This window comes from Billgrantia zhangzhouensis, assembly GCF_021404465.1.
Taxonomy (GTDB): Bacteria; Pseudomonadota; Gammaproteobacteria; order Pseudomonadales; family Halomonadaceae; genus Halomonas; species Halomonas zhangzhouensis.
Genome location: NZ_JABFTT010000002.1, coordinates 248551 through 265513, shown reverse-complemented (window position 1 = coordinate 265513; position 16963 = coordinate 248551). Strand labels below are relative to the sequence as shown.

The following is a 16963-nucleotide window of genomic DNA, read 5'->3' as shown; positions in this document are numbered from 1 at the left end:
GGTGGATGGCGTTTGCCGGCCCGTTTCTCACACTCAACGGCATGCCGGGGAATACCACGGAGGTACCAGACCAAAGTGGGTAGCCCACAGGGCCGCAGAGGCGAGCACGGCTAAAATGCCGAAAATGACCCGCAAAACCGGTGATCATGGAGGTAATGGTCAGCAATGTCAAACCCGCATGAAGCGCTCGCCCTGGCAAGGCTGTATCGTGAGGGGCGCCGCTACTGGTCCACTGACGATGGTCAGGCCCACTGGCGAGCCGAGCGGGCCTGTCTGGGGCCGATTTGTGAGAGCCTGCACGGAGGGCATAGCCTGGAGCTTGGCATGGGACCTTCGCTTACCGACATGTCCCCCATCCGGCACAACATGCGCTGGGCTCCTACGGCCGAGCTGTCCGAGCATGCTTCTTCCCTGGTGTGCCCCCTGGATGCGCTTGCACTCCCCGATGAATGTCTGCATCTGGTCATCGTGCATCACTTGCTGGAGGTCGTCCCCGAACCTCATCGGCTGCTGCAAGAAGCGGCTCGGGTCACTGCCGACGATGGCTGCCTGATCGTGCTCGGTTGGATGCCGCTCGGCATAACGGGACTGTCGCGCCTCTCGCCGGGGCGCCGCAACCGTCTGCCGTGGCGGGGACACTGGCGCACGCCCGGCAAGCTCGGCGATTGGCTTGCGTTTGTCGACTTCCGTGTTGAGCGGGTAGACTACTGCGGCTTTCACCTGCCTGGCAGCCTGCCGAACAATGCCGCCTTGGAGACACTGGGGCGACGGCATAATGTGCCGCTGGGCGACAGCTACATCATTCGCGCCCGTCGCCGCAGCCGGCTTGCCCAGAGCCAGCGCCCCAGGCTGAGGCTTCAGGGCACCCTGGGCGGCGGTGCATTGGGCCACGCCACCCGTGTCGGCAGCCCCACCCCGGAACCGAGCAGAAGGACCACCGAAGTTGAGTGACAGCGACAACGGCAAGCCGCTCCCCAGTGTGACCATTTATACCGACGGTGCCTGCCGCGGTAATCCGGGGCCGGGGGGGTGGGGCGCTGTCATGATCAGTGGCCGGCATGAAAAAACCCTCAATGGCTTCGAGGCCGGTACCACCAACAACCGCATGGAGCTGATGGCTGCGATCATGGCGTTGCGCGCGCTGAAGCGGCCGTGCGAGGTGGAGCTTTGGACCGACTCCGAATACCTGCGCCTGGGCATCACCGAATGGATACACGGCTGGATGAAGCGCAACTGGAAGACAGCGAGCAGACAGCCGGTCAAGAACGCCGAGCTATGGCGGGAGCTACTCGAGGAGACCCATCGCCATCGCATCCATTGGCACTGGGTCAAAGGACACAGCGGACATCCCGGCAATGAGCGGGCCGATGCACTGGCCAACGCCGCCATCGATGCCCACTGGACACGCAACAAGTCGCAAGCCACCCAACCTGAGCCCTAGAGACCATGCGTCAGATCGTTCTGGATACCGAAACCACCGGCATCGATCCCCGTGAGGGGCACCGCCTGATCGAAATCGGCGCCGTCGAACTCGTCAATCGGCGCCTCACGGGCAACACCTATCACCAGTACATCAATCCCCAGCGCGAGGTCGAGGCCGAGGCCATCGAGGTGCATGGCATCACCAACGAGTTCCTCGTCGACAAACCGGTTTTCGCCGAAGTGGCCGACGCCTTCTGGGAGTTCGTGCGCGGTGCGGAGCTGGTCATTCACAACGCCGCCTTTGACGTCGGCTTCATCGACCACGAGTTCAATCTGCTGCTGGCGGCTCGCGGCGAGCCGCGCCTGGGACCGGTGGCCGAGCACTGTCGTATCCTCGATACCTTGCAAATGGCCCGCGAACGTCATCCAGGCCAGCGCAACAACCTCGATGCGCTGTGCAAGCGCTACGAGATAGACAACGGCCGCCGTGTCCTGCATGGCGCCTTGCTGGATGCCGAGATCCTGGCCGACGTCTACCTGGCAATGACAGGTGGACAGACCGCATTGTCACTGGATGCCGAGGAGCGCAGCGACAACCAGGCCATGGCCAGCGGCCTATCGATACGGCGCATGTCGCTTGCCGCCGGCAGCCTTCGCGTATTGCGGCCCAACGACGCCGAACTCGCGGCGCATCGGGCCAAACTCGACCAGATTCGCCAGGCGTCCGGAAGCTGCCACTGGGATGCGCTGGTGGATCAGCCTGCGGGGAGCCAGGATGCTGCGCCGTGAGCTGCCACTCGAAGCCAGCCATGGGCGACTGATTCGGGTCGCGGCCGGGAAAATCGCCCCCGGGCTCGATGACAGTCCGCTACAGCCAGAGCAACCTTGGCCGGAGAGTGTCCAGCCGCTGGCTTACTGGCATGACGAACCGATCGCTCTATCGGTGGAAGAGCAGGCAGGGGAAGACTGGCATGACGGTCGCCAATGGCTTTCCCGTCTTCCCGAGTCCTGGTTTCCATTGATCTCCACTGCCTTGCAGGTGGCGGCTTGGTTGCGCGACCACCGTTACTGCGGCCGTTGCGGGGCGCCCGCATCACGACTCGACGCCGAGTTCGCCATGCACTGCGAGCAGTGCGGACATCGTAACTATCCCCGCATATCGCCCTGCATCATCACCTTGGTCACCCATGGCGATGCCATGCTGCTGGCCCGCAGCCCACGCTTTCCTCCTGGACGCTACTCCACTCTGGCGGGCTTCATTGAGCCTGGCGAGTCCGCCGAGGAGGCCGTGCACCGCGAGATATACGAGGAAGTGGGAGTCAGCGTAGGGCGGATTCGCTATTACCGTAGCCAGGCCTGGCCTTTTCCCCACGCGCTGATGCTGGGCTTCTTTGCCGAAGCTGCAAGTCGCCGCATACGCATCGACGGTATCGAGATCGCTGATGCCGCTTGGTTCCTGCCAAGCCGGCTGCCGCAATTGCCGCCCCCGTACTCCATCTCGCGGGCACTGATCGAGACCCACCTTGCCGAAGTGGCAAACGGTGCCGCCAAACCGGCAGGCTGAAATGAGACGGGCCGCCCCTTGGGCGGCCCGTCTCATTTGGAGAGACTGTCGCTCAGCGATTCGGGAACAGGCTCGTCAGCTTGGTGGCCAGCATCACATTGCCAGTGGCCTTCAGCTTGCCAGTCATGAAGGCCGTCATGCCATTGACCTCGCCGGTCATGATGCCCTTCAGCGTATCGGTGCTCATCGAGAGCGATACGGATGGATCGTCATGCTCGCCTTCCTCGATCGACAGGGAGCCATCCTTCACCACCAGATAGTGACTGCCGTTATCGCTGAAGTGAAACTGGAAGATGTCGTCCATGCCCTGGGCAGCCTGGGGGTCGAAGCGCTCTTGCAGTTTGTCTAAGGTCGAGGTGGACATGGGGGCCTTTCCTTCGTTGATGTTCGGAGAGCTTGGGAGCTGTTCACCAGAATATTTCAAACGATCGTTTCAATCAACCCCGTTGTCAGCGACACCGCCCGGGGGCAGGATGAGGCAACCGACGACAAAAGGAGTGGTGACGTGAATGAATGGCTGTTGGACATAGGGCGTTTCGTCGTACAGATGTCGATCCTGACGCTACTGATCATGGCGGTAGTGTTGGTGATCGCCAAGGTCAGGAACGAGGCAGGGGAGCGAGTTCGGCTCAGGGTCGAGGAATTGAACGGCCGCCTCGAGTACCGCCGCCGTCGCCTGGCCTTGGCGGCCAGCGAGCCGAGTGCACGCAAGCGTCTCGCCAAGGCCTTTCGGCGTGACGACAAGAGCCGCTCCCGTGCCGGCCGCAAGCAGGAAAACGAATCTCGCGGCACGGTATGGGTACTGGACTTCCATGGCGATCTCAAGGCCGCGGGGGTAGGGCGGCTCGCCGAAGAGATCTCAGCCGTGACGGCGGCAGCGGCGGAGGGCGACGAAGTCGTGATTCGCTTGGAGTCAGCCGGCGGTCTGGTACACGCCTACGGCCTTGGTGCGGCGCAGGTCGATCGACTGCGCGAAGCGGGTCTCACCACTACGGTATGCGTGGACAAGGTCGCTGCCAGCGGTGGCTACCTGATGGCGTGCGCCGCTGACCATCTGCGAGCCGCACCATTCGCCGTTCTCGGCTCCATCGGTGTCGTCGCCCAACTGCCCAACGTGCACCGCTTGCTCAAGCGCCACGATATCGATGTCGAACTGCTCACGGCAGGGGAGTACAAGCGGACCCTGACCGTATTCGGCGAAAACACCGAGGAGGGACGTGAAAAATTCCAGTCGGATCTCGAGCACATTCACGAGCTATTCAAGCGCCACGTAGCCCAGCGCCGCCCAGGACTCGATATCGAAGCGGTCGCAACAGGGGAGGTGTGGTATGGACACGATGCGCTCGATAGAGGGCTGGTGGATGCCCTCGGCACCAGCGAAGCCTATCTGGTGGCACGCATGAACGAGGCGCGAGTCGTTAGCGTGCGTCTCGAGGCGCGCCAGCCGATCGGGAAACGGCTAGGCGTGGCAGTCAGAGAATCCATCGAAGGTGGTGCCGAGCGATTGCTGGAACGACTCGATGCGAGCCGATGGGAAAAACGCTGAGCCCGCACTTCCCACCGGGGCCTGTCACGCGTCCTGCAACCGCACCAGCGTGTCGATCATCTGGCGCGCCTGTTCCCCTTGGAGGGAATAGTAAATGGTTTGCGAAGCGCGGCGTGTCGAGACCAGGCCCTCCCGTCTCAGAATCGCCAAGTGTTGCGACAGCGCCGATTGGCTCAGGGCCAGCCGCTGGTTGAGTTCGGTCACCGACAGTTCGGAGCCATCGAGCAAGCAGAGAATACGCAGTCGATTGTCGTTTGCCAGCGCCTTCAGCAAGGCAGTGGCTTCATCAATGGCCGGGTGGCCGGCTTGAAGCAAGCGGGATGCGGCGTTATGCGAGGTGCTCATGATGATCTCCCCGTGTTGCTGCCCGAGCACAATGTCCAGGCTCTGGGCTTGCGGCGTCAGGCGGCTACCTCGGCCTGCGACAGGAAAACGTGAACCCACGTCGCAGACGATGGAGTTCGGCAGTGTCCAAATTGAGTCATGGCATTGCTGATTTAGTCATCATTGATAGTAAGAGCACGGCTGTCAAACGAAGAATCAACTTAACGGGTTTTCTCGCCACCATCACCTACCCATGTTGTTGACAATTAAAGCTTGATATAACGCATTTTTTCTTCAAGATCGCCAAATTAGCCGATGGTATGAAGGAAATTTCAAAAAAAGACTCTAGAGTGTCAACAATCAAGTTTGTTCGCTGCGGACTGCATCACATGACAACCTATAAAGCCGAATTCCAACGCTCCATTGATCAGCCGGAAGCTTTCTGGGCCGATCAGGCACGCCGAATCCCGTGGTTCACACCGCCCAAGCGTATTCTCGAATACGATGAGCACGGACACGCACGTTGGTACACCGATGGCGAAACGAACATTTGTCATGCAGCCCTCGATCATCATGTGGAGCAGGGGCGGGGCGACCAGCCGGCCATTTACTGGGACTCACCGGTCACCGGCGACAAGCGCACCCTGACCTATCGCCAGATGCGCGATGAAGTGGCCTTGTTCGCCGGGGCTCTGCAGAGGTTTGGCGTGGGGAAGGGTGATCGAGTCGTCATCTACATGCCCATGGTGCCTGAGGCGCTGGTGGCCATGTATGCCTGTGCGCGGCTGGGGGCGGTTCACTCCGTAGTGTTCGGCGGCTTCGCCCCACATGAACTGGCCGTGCGAATCGACGATGCCCGGCCCAAGGTGGTGGTAGCCGCCTCCTGCGGTATCGAAGTCGACCGGGTGATCCCCTACAAGCCGAACATCGACGCAGCGATCGAGCAGAGCGAGCACAAGCCCGACGCTTGCGTCTTCCTGCAGCGCGACCAGCAGCGTGCGCTACTGGGTGCGCGCGATCACGACTGGTCGGAACTGATGAAGGACGCCGCACCGGCCGATTGTGTACGGGTCAAGGGCAGCGATCCCCTTTACGTGTTGTATACTTCGGGTACGACCGGCAAACCCAAGGGAGTGGTTCGTGACACCGCGGGCTATGCGGTGGCCTTGCACTATTCCATGGAAGCCATCTACGACGTTGCGCCTGGCGACGTGTTCTTCTCGGCCTCGGACGTTGGCTGGGTGGTGGGGCATTCCTATATCGTCTATGCCCCCTTGCTGCGAGGCTGCACCAGCGTGATATATGAGGGCAAGCCGGTGAAGACACCGGACGCGGGTGCCTTCTGGCGGCTGATCAGCCAGTACCGGGTCAAGAGCTTCTTCACTGCGCCGACGGCCTTTCGCGCGATCAAGAAGGAGGATCCCGACGGCAAGCTGTTGCAGCAGTACGACATCTCCTGCCTGAAGGCGCTTTACCTCGCCGGCGAGCGGCTCGATCCTCCGACCTTCCATTGGCTCGACGACCTCCTTGAGGTACCGGTGATCGACCACTGGTGGCAGACCGAGACCGGCTGGCCGATCGCCGCCAACCTGCAGGGGCTCGAACCAATGCCGACCAAGGCCGGCAGCGCCACCGTGCCCGTGCCGGGCTTCAACGTTCAGATCCTCGATCGAGAAGGCGAACGCGCGAGGCCGATGGAGCAGGGCAGCGTGGTAATCAAGCAGCCCATGCCCCCAGGTTGTCTGGTGGGGGTATGGGGCGATCCGCAGCGCTTCAGGAGTGCCTATATGGCAGCCTTCCCCGGCTACTACCTGACCGGTGATGGCGGTTACTTCGATGAGGAGGGCTACCTCTTCATCATGGGACGCACCGATGACGTCATCAACGTGGCAGGCCACCGCCTTTCTACCGGTGAGATGGAAGAGGTGGTCGGAGCCCACAAGGCCATTGCCGAATGCGCCGTGATCGGCATTCACGATGCCCTCAAGGGGCAGGTGCCGGTTGGCTTGGTCATCCCCAAGGATGGCTTCGAGGGCGACGAACTCACTCTCGAGAACGAACTGATCGCTCTGGTGAGAGAGAAGATCGGCCCCGTCGCCTGCTTCAAGGAGGTACTGGTGGTCAACCGACTGCCCAAGACACGCTCCGGCAAGATCCTGCGCAAACTGCTGCGCAACATCGCCGACGGCAAGGAGTATGGCGTGCCATCTACCATCGACGATCCAGCCAGCCTGCAAGACGTACACGAAGCCATGAAGGAGCGCGACATCGGCTCCGCCCACGAGGCCCGCCAAGTCTGACGTGAACGGCTTCCGCACGCATGCCTGCGCCGCCTGCTGGGGCGGCGCAAGGCACGCTGTCCGGCCCGGGCGTTCTTCTCTTCATCGCGATGTGTGCTTGCCGGGTGCCATGAAGGTTGGCCCAAGCCGTTGGCCCCACGTATAATCCCCGCCTCATTCCGGCAACCGATCGCATCGGCTGTCGGCGAGGGTTCCCTCACCCCTCGTCAACCATCGTGGCCACATCGGGGCCGTCAAAAAGGATTCACACATGTTCGTCCTGTCGGAAGCGCAGCAGCGCCGCTGCCTGTTGCTGCTGGTGTCGTTCCACATCCTCGTGATTGCGGCCAGCAACTACCTCGTCCAGTTGCCTTTCACCCTGTTCGGGTTCCATACCACCTGGGGAGCGTTCAGCTTTCCCTTCATCTTTCTCGCCACCGACCTTACGGTGCGGCTATTTGGCAAGGAGCCGGCACGCGCGATCATCATGCGGGTAATGCTCCCTGCGCTGCTCATCTCGTATGTCGTCTCGGTGGTTTTCCCACGCGGGAGCTTTGCCGGTTTCGAGGCACTGGGCGAATGGAACCTGTTCGTGGCCCGTATCGCTCTGGCGAGCTTCATGGCCTACGTATTGGGTCAACTGCTCGACGTTCAGGTCTTCGACCGCCTGCGCAGCCTACGGGCCTGGTGGATTGCACCGGCGGTCTCCACCGTGCTGGGCAACCTTGCCGATACCGCAGCGTTCTTCGCCATGGCGTTCTATCGCAGCCCCGATCCTTTCATGGCGGCACACTGGGTCGAGATCGCCGCCGTGGACTACGTGATCAAGCTCGCCATCAGCCTGCTGTTCTTCCTGCCGCTCTACGGCCTGTTGCTGGCCTGGCTAAGTCGCAGGCTGGTAGAACTCACCGGGCAGCGGGATCTCGCACCCCAACGCCTCTGACCACCACTAAGCAACGGAGGAAGGATGACTGTCGAACTCAATTATCAGGACACCGGTGGGGAAGGCACTCCCCTAGTGGTGGTGCATGGTCTGCTGGGCAGCGCCGACAATTGGCGCTCGCACGTCAAGCAGTGGCAGGCGCTGCGTCGTGTGGTCGCGGTTGACCTGCGCAACCACGGACGCTCACCGCATGCCGACGGCATGAGCTATCGCGAGATGGCCGAGGATCTCCTGGCGCTGCTGGATCGCCTGCACATCGACCGGGCGCATCTGCTCGGACATTCCATGGGAGGCAAGGTCGTCATCAGTCTGGCGCGCCTGGCGCCGGAGCGTGTCGCTTCGCTGATCGTGGCGGATATCGCCCCCCAGGCCTACGGACATGGCCACGATGCCGTCTTCGCAGGGCTCAGGAACCTGGAGCGCGGCAGGCCCGGGAATCGCCGGGAAGCCGATGAGCTACTTGCCGAGCATGTCGAGGAGCGCGCCACCCGCTTGTTCCTGGCCACTAACCTGGAGCGGGGTGAAAACGGCGGACTGACATTGCGTCTTGGCCTCGATCAGATCGAGGCCGGCTATACCGACATCATGCAGGCACCAGCGGGAAAGGGGGCTTTCGAGGGCCCGACCCTGGTACTGCGTGGCGGCCGCTCGCACTATGTGCCTGACTCGGCCTTGCCGGGCTTGCGCGAAGCCCTCCCTCAAGCGCGTCTGGTGACCCTGGAAGAGGCAGGCCACTGGCTGCATGCCGAACAGCCCGAAGCATTCCAATCTGCGGTCAACGACTTCCTCGCTGCGCAGGCCTGAAAGGCATCAGGGAGCAGCCGTGCCGAGATCGATGGCGAGCCGCTCCAGTGGCGTAACGGCTTCGGTGACGCCTGCCTCGAAGAGAAACTGCTCGAAATGTAGATAGCGCCCGTGGTCCACTGCGGCGGGCTGAAGCGACAGGCGGGGAAAGACATCGCCCCAGGCTTCCTCGCTGGCCTGATCGGCAAGCGCAGGTTCCGCCGCCTGCAGCAGTGCCCAGGCTTCGTGGGGTTGGTTGACGATCCATAGCGCAGCCTCTTCCAACGCCAGCACCAGCCGGCGTACGACATCGCGCTTGCCGTTGAGCTGGTCACGATTGGCCATCAGGATGAGGCCGTCGTGAGATGGCAGTCCATGCTGCTCGACAGGCAGCATACGTGTCATTACACCCTCGTCGGCCAACTGGCGAGGCAAGAGATAACGATGATGGGCTAACACTCCGTCGACACGCTGCTCACGCATGGCATCGAGTACTGAATAGCTGATGTCGTGCAGCTCTACCAGTTCCTGGCCATTGGCCAAGCCCAGCAACTCCGTGAGCATGCTAGCCAGCAGGGCATCGCGCCCATCAATGTCAGTCACACCGATACGCAGCCCCTCGAGCGAGAGTTCGCGCTTCTCATTCACGAATTCATCGCGCAGCACCAGGGCGGAAACGGGAGTCGCGACCAAGGTCGCCACACGTATCAGTGGCGCCCCCTTGTCAGCCAACAAGTGTAGTTGAGGCTGTCGTCCCACCGCCAAATCGGTTCGCCCGGCAGTCAACAGCTTGGTCGTCACGCTCGGATCTGCCGGCACGACCAGCGACACATCAAGACCCCGGCGCGCAAACATGCCTTTCTCACGAGCCACCAGCAGGGCGGCATGCTGGGGGTTGAGATACCAGTCAAGGGTTACGGTCAGCCGGGTCGTAGGGGGTGGTGCGATGGGCTCGGCAGGCTCGCTGACCATCGTTGGCACCTCCAGTGGCTCGCTTCGCTCCTCGGCCCCGACGGAAGGCGGCTCACTCGGTAGCAGGCGTTCGAAGATCCCCGGCGTTTCCGTGACCGGCGGAACTTCACGTACCGGCGAGGCTTCGCCAGGTGCGAAGGCCTCGGTACCATGCGGCAGCACCGGCAGTTCGATCATCGTATCGGGTTGCTGCGGAGGCGCGGGGAGCAACTCTGGATCCGCCTGGGATTCGGCGAAAAGCGGCGTCGGCAGCACCAGCACCAGCACCAGCACCAACGTCATGATCCTGCCAGCCAAGGCGCGGGCCGAGAAACTCAAGTAAGGCTTGGCCATGGATGGCGATCTCCAGCGGAGAGGGTAAGTTTCGACAACCCGGAGTTTATCGCCGTCATGCCAAGCGTGGCTAGCGCAGGCATTTTCTGCCAGGCCTTGTGCGAAAAGTCGTCGAGCGTAGGCCAGGCAAGGCAAAAATCGGCGAAAAGACGGAGTTTACGCGGTGTAAATGAGTACTTTAAGCCGATTTTTAACGCCGTATGGGCAAGCGCAGGCACTTTTCGTACAGTGCCTAGGTCATGGTCTCACGTGGCATAATGGAGCCATTCCAGCTCGAGGTCATGCATGGACACCATCAACACCCTTTTCCTGCTCTCCGGGTTTCTGATTGCCCTCAGCGTCGTAGCCAGCCGCATATCGTCGATGGTGGGGTTGCCGTTGCTGTTGGTCTTCCTGGGCCTTGGGATGCTGGCAGGCGAGGAGGGATTGCTGGGCATCCAGTTCGATGACTATTCGCTGGCTTTCCTCATCGGGCACCTGGCACTGGCCATGATCCTGCTCGACGGTGGCTTGCGTACCCGGCTGAAGACCTTCCGCGTCAGTTTCAAGCCCGCCTTGTCGCTGGCCACGCTGGGGGTTTTCGTCACCAGCGGCCTGGTGGGCCTGTTCGCGACGTGGGTTTTCGATCTCACCCTGGTACAGGGGCTGCTGGTGGGTGCCATCGTCGGCTCCACCGATGCCGCCGCCGTGTTCTCGATGCTGAGCGGCCGCGGCGTGAACCTCAACGAACGTGTCAGTGCCACCCTCGAGATCGAATCGGGTACCAACGACCCCATGGCCATCTTCCTGACCCTGCTGCTGGTCGAGCTCCTGGTCGGGGACATTCGCGGGCCGGGCTCGACCGCACTGTTCATGATGCTGCAGTTCGGCCTCGCCATGCTGATTGGCCTGGGTGGCGGCTGGTTGAGCGCCAAGCTGCTGCGCTGGCTCGATCTCGCCCCCGGGCTCTACTCCCTGTTGGCGTTGGGGCTGGGCTTCTGCGTCTTCGGTGCAACCGGTTTTCTCGGCGGGAGCGGCTTCCTGGCGATCTACCTGGTGGGACTCATGATCGGCAACCAGCCGGGCCGGCATCTCAACTTCATTCTTCCCGTCCACGACGGCCTGGCCTGGCTGAGCCAGATAGGCCTGTTCCTGATTCTGGGCCTGCTGGTCAATCCGTCGGGCCTGTTCGAATATGCGCTGCCGGCCTCGCTCGTGGCACTGGTCCTGATCTTCGTCGCGCGGCCGCTGGCCGTGCTGGTCACGGTTAAACCCTTCTTCCGCTTTCGATGGCGCGAGATCGGCTTCATCTCCTGGGTGGGTCTACGCGGTGCGGTACCCATCGTACTCGCCATCTTCCCGGTAATCGGGGGCGTGGAGAATGCCGCTCTCTATTTTAACGTCGCCTTTGCCGTGGTGCTGCTGTCGCTGCTGATTCAGGGCGGCACCTTGCCTCTGATGGCGCGCTGGACGAAGGTCGAGATCCCCGTAGGCGTCACCCCCGATCATCGCGGCCCGCTTGGCATCCTGCCGGAAAACGACTACGAGATGTTCGTCTACAAGGTGGACAACCAGGACCTCGACGGCGTTCCCATCCGCCTGCTGCGCTTTCCTTCCGGCGCGGTAATCTCGGCGCTTTTCCGCCAGCACGCCATGCTTCACCCCAAGGGCAGCACACGCCTGAAGCTGGGCGACGTCATATGCGTCATCGGGCGCAGCGGCGACCTGCCGGCCCTCAATCGGCTGTTCAGTGGCGACGCCAAACTCAAGCGCGAGCGCGCCTTCTTCGGCACGTTCACCTTCGATGGCGATGCCTTGATGAAGGATATCGCCAGCGTCTACGGCTTGACGCTCAGCCCGGGCGAAAGCGAGATGACACTGGCCGAGTTCGTCTCACTGCGCGTCGGCGGCCATCCCGTGGTGGGCGACGATGTCGATTGGCATGGCATCCACTGGGTCGTCAGCGAAATGGACGGCAATCGCGTCACCCGGGTCGGCTTGCGCCTGTATTGACCGGCTCGCTTGCAGCTCGATCGCACTCCAACTACCTTCCTCTTGAAACCATCACGCTCAACAGGATTTGACGGAGGTTCGCCATGACACGTGGACTCGGTGGCCGTTCACCGGCCAATATCACGTATCATCTTCAGGGGGTGGATTTTCCCGCGCGCCGCGATGACCTCGTGGCCCAGGCTCAAGCCAATGGTGCCGAAACAGAGGTCATGGCAATCGTTCGCAACCTGCCCGATCAGGAATATGAGAGCATGGCCGATGTCACCAAGGGCATTGGCGAAGTAGAGTGAATTTCCCGTTAACGAATAATGAGGAAATGCCCATGCTCAAGTTCCTGGCAAGTACCGTCGGAATCATCTTTCTCATTGGCTTGGTCGTGGTCATCGGTCTGCTGATGCTGATCTTTTGACGTCGTTCGCCGGGCGGCAAGCGCCGTCCCGGCTCTCCAGCCCGCTTCCACATCGCATCCCCCGTTTCACTTGGCTAGTACGGTAATCCCCCTTCCAACGGGAGTTTGTGATGTTGTTCTCGCCTCAACAGTGGCTCGTACTGCTGGCAGGGCAGGTGGTCGGCACGTTCCTGTTCATGATCTTGCGCTGGCCTCCCGATGCCAACCATGACTTGTTCCTGGCTTTCGGAGGCATGCTCGTACCCACGGCGTTGGCCTTCATCGGCGCATTGTTGGGGCTCATTCATAGCCGGCAGGGCGCAACCATTGGCCTGGTTTTGGGCTACGTCGCATTCTTCGCACCGGCCAGCGTCATCATGCTAGGTAACTAGCCAAGGCACGGCGAGAGGCCGTTGCCTTGAGGCAGAACCAAGCGCAGAAGCAAAGCTTGAAAAAAGCTGCGCCCGGCCGAAGCCGGGCGCCATGAAGATTTGAAACGATGTCGCCGAATCAACCCATGATGCTGAAGCTGCCGGCATTGAGCCACATATGAGTTGCGACGCTGGCGGCGTAACCCAGCACGATCACCGGCGCCCAGCGCAGATGGCCCATGAAGGTGTAGTTGCCGCGTGCCTGACCCATCAGCGCCACGCCCGCCGCCGAGCCGATCGACAGCACGCTGCCGCCCACACCGGCAGTCAGCGTGATCAGCAGCCAATGTCCGTGGGACATCTCGGGCTGCATGGTCAGCACGGCAAACATCACGGGGATATTGTCGACCACTGCCGAAACCAGGCCCAGGGTGATGTTGGCCCAAGTGGCATCCCAGCCGGTATACAGCGCTTCGGAGAGCAGGCCGAGGTAGCCCAGGAAACCCAGGCCGCCGACTGCCATCACGACGCCGTAGAAAAACAGCAAGGTATCCCACTCGGCGCGCGCCACACGGTTGAATACGTCGAACGGCACTACGCTACCCAACTGACGCAGCTTGCGGTCATCACCGCGCGCCGTATAGCGAATGCGCTTGCGCTCCAGCGAGCGGGGCAGGCTGCGGCGCAGGTAGTAGCCAAAGAACTGCAGATAGCCAAGACCTGTCATCATGCCCAGCACCGGCGGCAGATGGAGCAGCGTATGAGCGGCCACCGCTGTTGCCACGGTGAGCAGGAACAGGGCGACGATCCGGCGCGCACCACGCTTCAGCCAGACATCCTCATAAACCCCCTCCGGCTTGCGATTGTTGATGAACAGGCTCATCAGGACAGCGGGAATCAGGAAGTTGACCACCGAGGGGAGCAGCAGCGAGAAGAACTCGTAGAACTGCACGATGCCGGCCTGCCATACCATCAGGGTGGTGATGTCGCCGAAGGGGCTGAAGGCGCCGCCGGCATTTGCGGCAACCACGATGTTGATGCAGCACAGGTTGATGAAGCGCTTATCGCCCTCGGCCACCTTGGTTACCACCGCGCACATCAGCATGGCGGTGGTCAGGTTGTCGGCGATGGGCGAGATCACGAACGCCAATATCCCAGTCAGCCAGAACAGCTGTTTGTAACTGAATCCCTTGCGGATCATCCAGGAGCGCAGGGTATCGAACACGCGCCGCTCGTCCATGGCGTTGATATAGGTCATCGCCACCAACAGGAACAGCATCAGCTCGGTGAACTCGAGCAGGGTCTCGCGGAAGGCATGCTGGGCCTCGTCGGGCATGCCGGCCTGCACATAGACCCAGCCGATCATGAACCAGATCAGACCAGCCGCGACCAGCACCGGCTTGGACTTGCGCATGTGCAGCTTCTCTTCGCCCATGACCAGCGCATAGGCGAAAACGAAGATACCCACGGCAATGAAGCCGACGGTCGAGTTGGTCATCTCCAGACTACCCGTCACGGCAAGCGCGGCCGGGCTGAAGAAGAGTAGGGCAAGAACAGCGAGCAGAAGGAGACCTGGCCGCCGGAAGGGGCTCCGGAGCCTAGGGCAATGACAAAAGCCAATGGGCATGGTGGGGTCCTACTTGAATGTCTAAAGGAAGGGTTAGGAAGACCGCCGCCATTTTATCACTCTATATTGCTTTGCAATATAGAGAATAAGCCTAATTATTAGCCTTGAAAAGAAAAAAGCCCCTGAATTATCAGAGGCTTGAGAAAGGCAATGGCGGAGGGACAGGGATTCGAACCCTGGAAGGGCGTTAACCCTTGCCGGTTTTCAAGACCGGTGCATTCAACCGCTCTGCCATCCCTCCGGCTCACGGGGGCGAATATTACCAGTTACGCTCATAAGGTCAAGGGGGATGCGCCAACTGCTGCCAAGGAAACAACATGTCGATTCATGAGGAAGATGAAGTAAAGCCGATTGCTGCCGTGGCTGCAGCACTGGTCCATCAGGACAGGGTGTTGACGATACGGCGCCGGAATCCACCCAATGCCGGCATGCTGGCATTGCCGGGTGGCCATCTTGAGCCGGGCGAAACCCTGTTCGAGGCAGCCAGACGCGAGCTATACGAAGAGACAGGACTCATGGCCGAGCCAGAGCGGATACTGACCGTCATCGATCAGCTTCAGCATGACGAGAAAGGCCGCTTACTGGGCCACTACGTCATTGTCGTGGTGACCTGCCGCTGGACAGGCGGCAACGCCATGGCAGGAGACGACGCCAGCGAGATTCTCTGGCTGGAAGAGGGACAGGTGAGGGAGGAACCGGACCTGTGCGCTAGCGCCCGGCGCACCGCTCTTATCCTGCTCGAGCCCCAGGCAATACGATGAAGATGCGTTGATGTATGTAGAACTAAGGACTTGCGTCTGGAACCAACCGACGGCATCCTTGGTCCACTGCTGAGATCAATCAAGATCAACCACAGGGAGCTCTGGATCAATGGCCTATCACGACACACATGTGGCCCAGCACTCGTCCCAGGCCGTCAGTGCCAACAAGGTGCTGCGCAACACCTACGCACTACTGGCGATGACATTGCTGTTCTCCGCCGTCACAGCGGGTGCCGCCATGGCCATGGGCGTCGAGCGGATGAACATCTTCGTGTTCTTCATCGGCGCATACGGCTTGATGTTCCTGGTGCACAAGACAGCCAACTCGGCTGCCGGCCTGTTGGCCACCTTCGCCTTCACCGGTTTCATGGGCTTCACCCTCGGCCCGATCCTCAGCGCCTACCTGGCCCTGCCCAACGGTGCCGCGCTGATCATGAACGCCCTGGCCATGACCGGGCTCACCTTCATCGGTCTTTCCGCCGTGGCGCTGGTCACCAAGAAGGACTTCAGTTTCCTGGGCAACTTCCTGCTGGCAGGCGCCATCGTGCTGATCCTGGCCATGGTGGCAGGACTGATCTTCCAGATCCCCACTCTGATGCTGATGGTATCGGCCGGCTTCGTGCTGTTCGCCTCGGCCGCCATTCTCTATCAGACCAGCGAAATCGTGCATCGCGCCGGCGAGACCAACTACATCCTGGCCACCATCACGCTGTACGTTTCGATCTATAATCTCTTCGTCAGCCTGCTGTCGCTGCTCGGCATCATGAGCAACGACTGACAGCGGACCGGTCAGCAAATCTCCAGGCCCCGCCGATGCGGGGCCTGTGCGTTTGAGGAGCAAGCAGGTCCATGCGCTACGGTCTACTCGTCAAGGGCGCCCCCTATAGCAGCCAGGCATCCCACTCCGCGCTGCGATTCGCTGCCGCGTTGGTCGCCAGGGGGCATCGTCTGAAGTGTGTTTTCTTCTATCATGATGGTGTTTACAACGCAGCACGCCTCGCCGCACCACCGCAGGATGAGCCACACCTGTACGACGCTTGGCGCTCCCTGCACGACGAGCACGGCACACAGTTGCAGGTCTGTATCGCCGCTGCACTGCGCCGCGCTCTGCTCGATTCGCGTGAAGCCGAGCGCCACGGCAAATCGGGACACAGCGTCGAGCCGCCCTTCGAGCTGACGGGACTCGGCCAGTTGATCGACCTGGGGCGGGAGGTCGATCGCTTGGTGACCTTCGCTCCTTGAGGATCCATGATGTCGTCAACCGTCAATTTCAGCGGTGACCTGCTGGTCATCCTCCGTCATGCTCCACACGGCAGCAGTTGGCTGCGTGAAGGCCTTGATGCCGCACTCGTGGCTGCCGCTTTCGGTCAATCGGTAAGCCTGCTGTTCCAAAGCGATGGGGTACTGGCATTGGCCAAGGGACAAGGTGTCGGCCCACTGGGCCAGAAGGGTACGGCGACCACGCTGGACATGCTGGCCATGTACGATATCGAGTCGCTCTATCTGGATCCAGAGGCGCTCGAGCGCTTCGGGCTCGGCGAGCAGGACCTGCTTCTGCCCGCCGCCGCACTCGATGCGGCTTCGCTCCCACGACTCATTGCCGGGCATCGGCTGGTTCTGACATTCTGACTGGCCGTCACGCTGCCAAGAGGGTGCAA

20 protein-coding genes and 1 tRNA gene are annotated in these 16963 nt (G+C 61.5%); 16 read left to right on the top strand and 5 right to left on the bottom strand.

All coding sequences use genetic code 11. The features are described 5' to 3' along the window. Positions 1-165: 165 nt before the first annotated feature. Genes HOP51_RS03160 through nudC form a run of 4 tightly spaced genes read left to right on the top strand, consistent with a single transcriptional unit; the run spans position 166 to position 2986 of the window. A complete protein-coding gene (locus HOP51_RS03160) occupies positions 166-951 on the top strand; it encodes a class I SAM-dependent methyltransferase (protein ID WP_234272487.1) in 786 nt (261 codons plus the stop codon). After that, positions 944-1441 (top strand): ribonuclease HI, encoded by a 498-nt coding sequence (gene rnhA, locus HOP51_RS03155; protein ID WP_234272486.1) that lies wholly within the window; start codon positions 944-946, stop codon positions 1439-1441. Before HOP51_RS03160 ends, rnhA begins: the two co-directional genes overlap by 8 nt. 5 nt (positions 1442-1446) lie before the next feature. Continuing rightward, the gene (dnaQ, locus tag HOP51_RS03150; RefSeq protein ID WP_234272485.1) at positions 1447-2211 is read left to right on the top strand and encodes a DNA polymerase III subunit epsilon; all 765 of its coding nucleotides are present in this window, start codon (positions 1447-1449) and stop codon (positions 2209-2211) included. Further along, positions 2198-2986 carry an NAD(+) diphosphatase gene (nudC, locus tag HOP51_RS03145; RefSeq protein WP_234272484.1) on the top strand — a complete coding sequence of 263 codons (789 nt, stop codon included), beginning with the start codon at positions 2198-2200 and terminating at the stop codon, positions 2984-2986. Before dnaQ ends, nudC begins: the two co-directional genes overlap by 14 nt. Before the next feature lie 52 nt (positions 2987-3038). On the opposite strand, the gene HOP51_RS03140 is transcribed toward nudC, so the two are convergent. Continuing rightward, positions 3039-3350: an SCP2 sterol-binding domain-containing protein gene (locus HOP51_RS03140; RefSeq protein WP_234272483.1), complete on the bottom strand. Its 312-nt coding sequence runs from the start codon at positions 3348-3350 to the stop codon at positions 3039-3041. A 141-nt stretch (positions 3351-3491) separates the two neighbouring features. Between HOP51_RS03140 and sohB the strand changes: the two genes are divergently transcribed. Then, positions 3492-4532 (top strand): protease SohB, encoded by a 1041-nt coding sequence (gene sohB, locus HOP51_RS03135; protein ID WP_234272482.1) that lies wholly within the window; start codon positions 3492-3494, stop codon positions 4530-4532. Positions 4533-4556: 24 nt separating this feature from the next. Here the strand turns inward: sohB and HOP51_RS03130 are convergent, their stop codons facing one another. Then, the gene (locus tag HOP51_RS03130; RefSeq protein ID WP_234272481.1) at positions 4557-4877 is read right to left on the bottom strand and encodes an ArsR/SmtB family transcription factor; all 321 of its coding nucleotides are present in this window, start codon (positions 4875-4877) and stop codon (positions 4557-4559) included. A 299-nt stretch (positions 4878-5176) separates the two neighbouring features. On the opposite strand from HOP51_RS03130, the gene HOP51_RS03125 reads away from it, so the two are divergent. The 3 genes from HOP51_RS03125 to HOP51_RS03115 all read left to right on the top strand — a co-directional run bounded on the left by HOP51_RS03125 (position 5177) and on the right by HOP51_RS03115 (position 8882). Beyond that, complete coding sequence (locus HOP51_RS03125) at positions 5177-7156, top strand: propionyl-CoA synthetase (RefSeq protein WP_267957584.1); 1980 nt, start codon at positions 5177-5179, stop codon at positions 7154-7156. A 250-nt stretch (positions 7157-7406) separates the two neighbouring features. Beyond that, positions 7407-8078, top strand: a complete 672-nt coding sequence (locus tag HOP51_RS03120) for a 7-cyano-7-deazaguanine/7-aminomethyl-7-deazaguanine transporter (protein ID WP_234272479.1) — start codon at positions 7407-7409, stop codon at positions 8076-8078. Positions 8079-8102: 24 nt separating this feature from the next. Next, on the top strand, positions 8103-8882 hold the full coding sequence (locus HOP51_RS03115; protein ID WP_234272478.1) for an alpha/beta fold hydrolase: 780 nt from the start codon (positions 8103-8105) through the stop codon (positions 8880-8882). A gap of 6 nt (positions 8883-8888) precedes the next feature. Here HOP51_RS03115 and HOP51_RS03110 read toward each other — a convergent pair whose 3' ends face one another. Beyond that, entirely contained in the window at positions 8889-10166 is a 1278-nt protein-coding gene (locus HOP51_RS03110) for an ABC transporter substrate-binding protein (RefSeq protein WP_234272477.1), read from the bottom strand. Positions 10167-10451: 285 nt separating this feature from the next. Between HOP51_RS03110 and HOP51_RS03105 the strand changes: the two genes are divergently transcribed. The 4 genes from HOP51_RS03105 to HOP51_RS03095 all read left to right on the top strand — a co-directional run bounded on the left by HOP51_RS03105 (position 10452) and on the right by HOP51_RS03095 (position 12938). Further along, complete coding sequence (locus HOP51_RS03105; protein WP_234272476.1) at positions 10452-12158, top strand: potassium/proton antiporter; 1707 nt, start codon at positions 10452-10454, stop codon at positions 12156-12158. 83 nt (positions 12159-12241) lie between these two features. Continuing rightward, positions 12242-12448, top strand: a complete 207-nt coding sequence (locus tag HOP51_RS03100) for a DUF2795 domain-containing protein (RefSeq protein WP_234272475.1) — start codon at positions 12242-12244, stop codon at positions 12446-12448. Positions 12449-12474: 26 nt separating this feature from the next. Next, a complete protein-coding gene (locus tag HOP51_RS21145; RefSeq protein WP_455423582.1) occupies positions 12475-12567 on the top strand; it encodes a small membrane protein YohP in 93 nt (30 codons plus the stop codon). Positions 12568-12677: 110 nt separating this feature from the next. Further along, positions 12678-12938, top strand: coding sequence for a hypothetical protein (locus HOP51_RS03095; RefSeq protein ID WP_234272474.1), 261 nt, complete (start codon positions 12678-12680; stop codon positions 12936-12938). A gap of 118 nt (positions 12939-13056) precedes the next feature. On the opposite strand, the gene nhaD is transcribed toward HOP51_RS03095, so the two are convergent. Further along, the gene (gene nhaD, locus HOP51_RS03090) at positions 13057-14544 is read right to left on the bottom strand and encodes a sodium:proton antiporter NhaD (RefSeq protein ID WP_234272473.1); all 1488 of its coding nucleotides are present in this window, start codon (positions 14542-14544) and stop codon (positions 13057-13059) included. 151 nt (positions 14545-14695) lie between these two features. Further along, positions 14696-14785: transfer RNA gene (locus tag HOP51_RS03085), tRNA-Ser, on the bottom strand. A gap of 76 nt (positions 14786-14861) precedes the next feature. Here HOP51_RS03085 and HOP51_RS03080 point away from each other — a divergent pair. The 4 genes from HOP51_RS03080 to tusC all read left to right on the top strand — a co-directional run bounded on the left by HOP51_RS03080 (position 14862) and on the right by tusC (position 16934). Beyond that, positions 14862-15305, top strand: coding sequence for an NUDIX hydrolase (locus HOP51_RS03080; RefSeq protein WP_234272472.1), 444 nt, complete (start codon positions 14862-14864; stop codon positions 15303-15305). Between the two features lie 109 nt (positions 15306-15414). Next, complete coding sequence (locus tag HOP51_RS03075) at positions 15415-16083, top strand: Bax inhibitor-1/YccA family protein (protein WP_234272471.1); 669 nt, start codon at positions 15415-15417, stop codon at positions 16081-16083. A gap of 71 nt (positions 16084-16154) precedes the next feature. Beyond that, the gene (gene tusD / locus HOP51_RS03070; RefSeq protein ID WP_234272470.1) at positions 16155-16547 is read left to right on the top strand and encodes a sulfurtransferase complex subunit TusD; all 393 of its coding nucleotides are present in this window, start codon (positions 16155-16157) and stop codon (positions 16545-16547) included. 9 nt (positions 16548-16556) lie between these two features. Beyond that, positions 16557-16934: a sulfurtransferase complex subunit TusC gene (gene tusC / locus HOP51_RS03065; protein ID WP_234272617.1), complete on the top strand. Its 378-nt coding sequence runs from the start codon at positions 16557-16559 to the stop codon at positions 16932-16934. Positions 16935-16963: the final 29 nt, after the last annotated feature.

Coding starts and splice junctions, on each gene's coding strand:
- HOP51_RS03160 (WP_234272487.1), top strand. CDS start 166: ATGTCAAACCCGCATGAAGCGCTCGCCCTGGCAAGGCTGTATCGTGAG.
- dnaQ (WP_234272485.1), top strand. CDS start 1,447: ATGCGTCAGATCGTTCTGGATACCGAAACCACCGGCATCGATCCCCGT.
- nudC (WP_234272484.1), top strand. CDS start 2,198: ATGCTGCGCCGTGAGCTGCCACTCGAAGCCAGCCATGGGCGACTGATT.
- HOP51_RS03140 (WP_234272483.1), bottom strand. CDS start 3,350: ATGTCCACCTCGACCTTAGACAAACTGCAAGAGCGCTTCGACCCCCAG.
- HOP51_RS03130 (WP_234272481.1), bottom strand. CDS start 4,877: ATGAGCACCTCGCATAACGCCGCATCCCGCTTGCTTCAAGCCGGCCAC.
- HOP51_RS03125 (WP_267957584.1), top strand. CDS start 5,177: ATGAAGGAAATTTCAAAAAAAGACTCTAGAGTGTCAACAATCAAGTTT.
- HOP51_RS03120 (WP_234272479.1), top strand. CDS start 7,407: ATGTTCGTCCTGTCGGAAGCGCAGCAGCGCCGCTGCCTGTTGCTGCTG.
- HOP51_RS03115 (WP_234272478.1), top strand. CDS start 8,103: ATGACTGTCGAACTCAATTATCAGGACACCGGTGGGGAAGGCACTCCC.
- HOP51_RS03110 (WP_234272477.1), bottom strand. CDS start 10,166: ATGGCCAAGCCTTACTTGAGTTTCTCGGCCCGCGCCTTGGCTGGCAGG.
- HOP51_RS03105 (WP_234272476.1), top strand. CDS start 10,452: ATGGACACCATCAACACCCTTTTCCTGCTCTCCGGGTTTCTGATTGCC.
- HOP51_RS03100 (WP_234272475.1), top strand. CDS start 12,242: ATGACACGTGGACTCGGTGGCCGTTCACCGGCCAATATCACGTATCAT.
- HOP51_RS21145 (WP_455423582.1), top strand. CDS start 12,475: ATGCCCATGCTCAAGTTCCTGGCAAGTACCGTCGGAATCATCTTTCTC.
- HOP51_RS03095 (WP_234272474.1), top strand. CDS start 12,678: ATGTTGTTCTCGCCTCAACAGTGGCTCGTACTGCTGGCAGGGCAGGTG.
- nhaD (WP_234272473.1), bottom strand. CDS start 14,544: ATGCCCATTGGCTTTTGTCATTGCCCTAGGCTCCGGAGCCCCTTCCGG.
- HOP51_RS03080 (WP_234272472.1), top strand. CDS start 14,862: ATGTCGATTCATGAGGAAGATGAAGTAAAGCCGATTGCTGCCGTGGCT.
- HOP51_RS03075 (WP_234272471.1), top strand. CDS start 15,415: ATGGCCTATCACGACACACATGTGGCCCAGCACTCGTCCCAGGCCGTC.
- tusD (WP_234272470.1), top strand. CDS start 16,155: ATGCGCTACGGTCTACTCGTCAAGGGCGCCCCCTATAGCAGCCAGGCA.
- tusC (WP_234272617.1), top strand. CDS start 16,557: ATGTCGTCAACCGTCAATTTCAGCGGTGACCTGCTGGTCATCCTCCGT.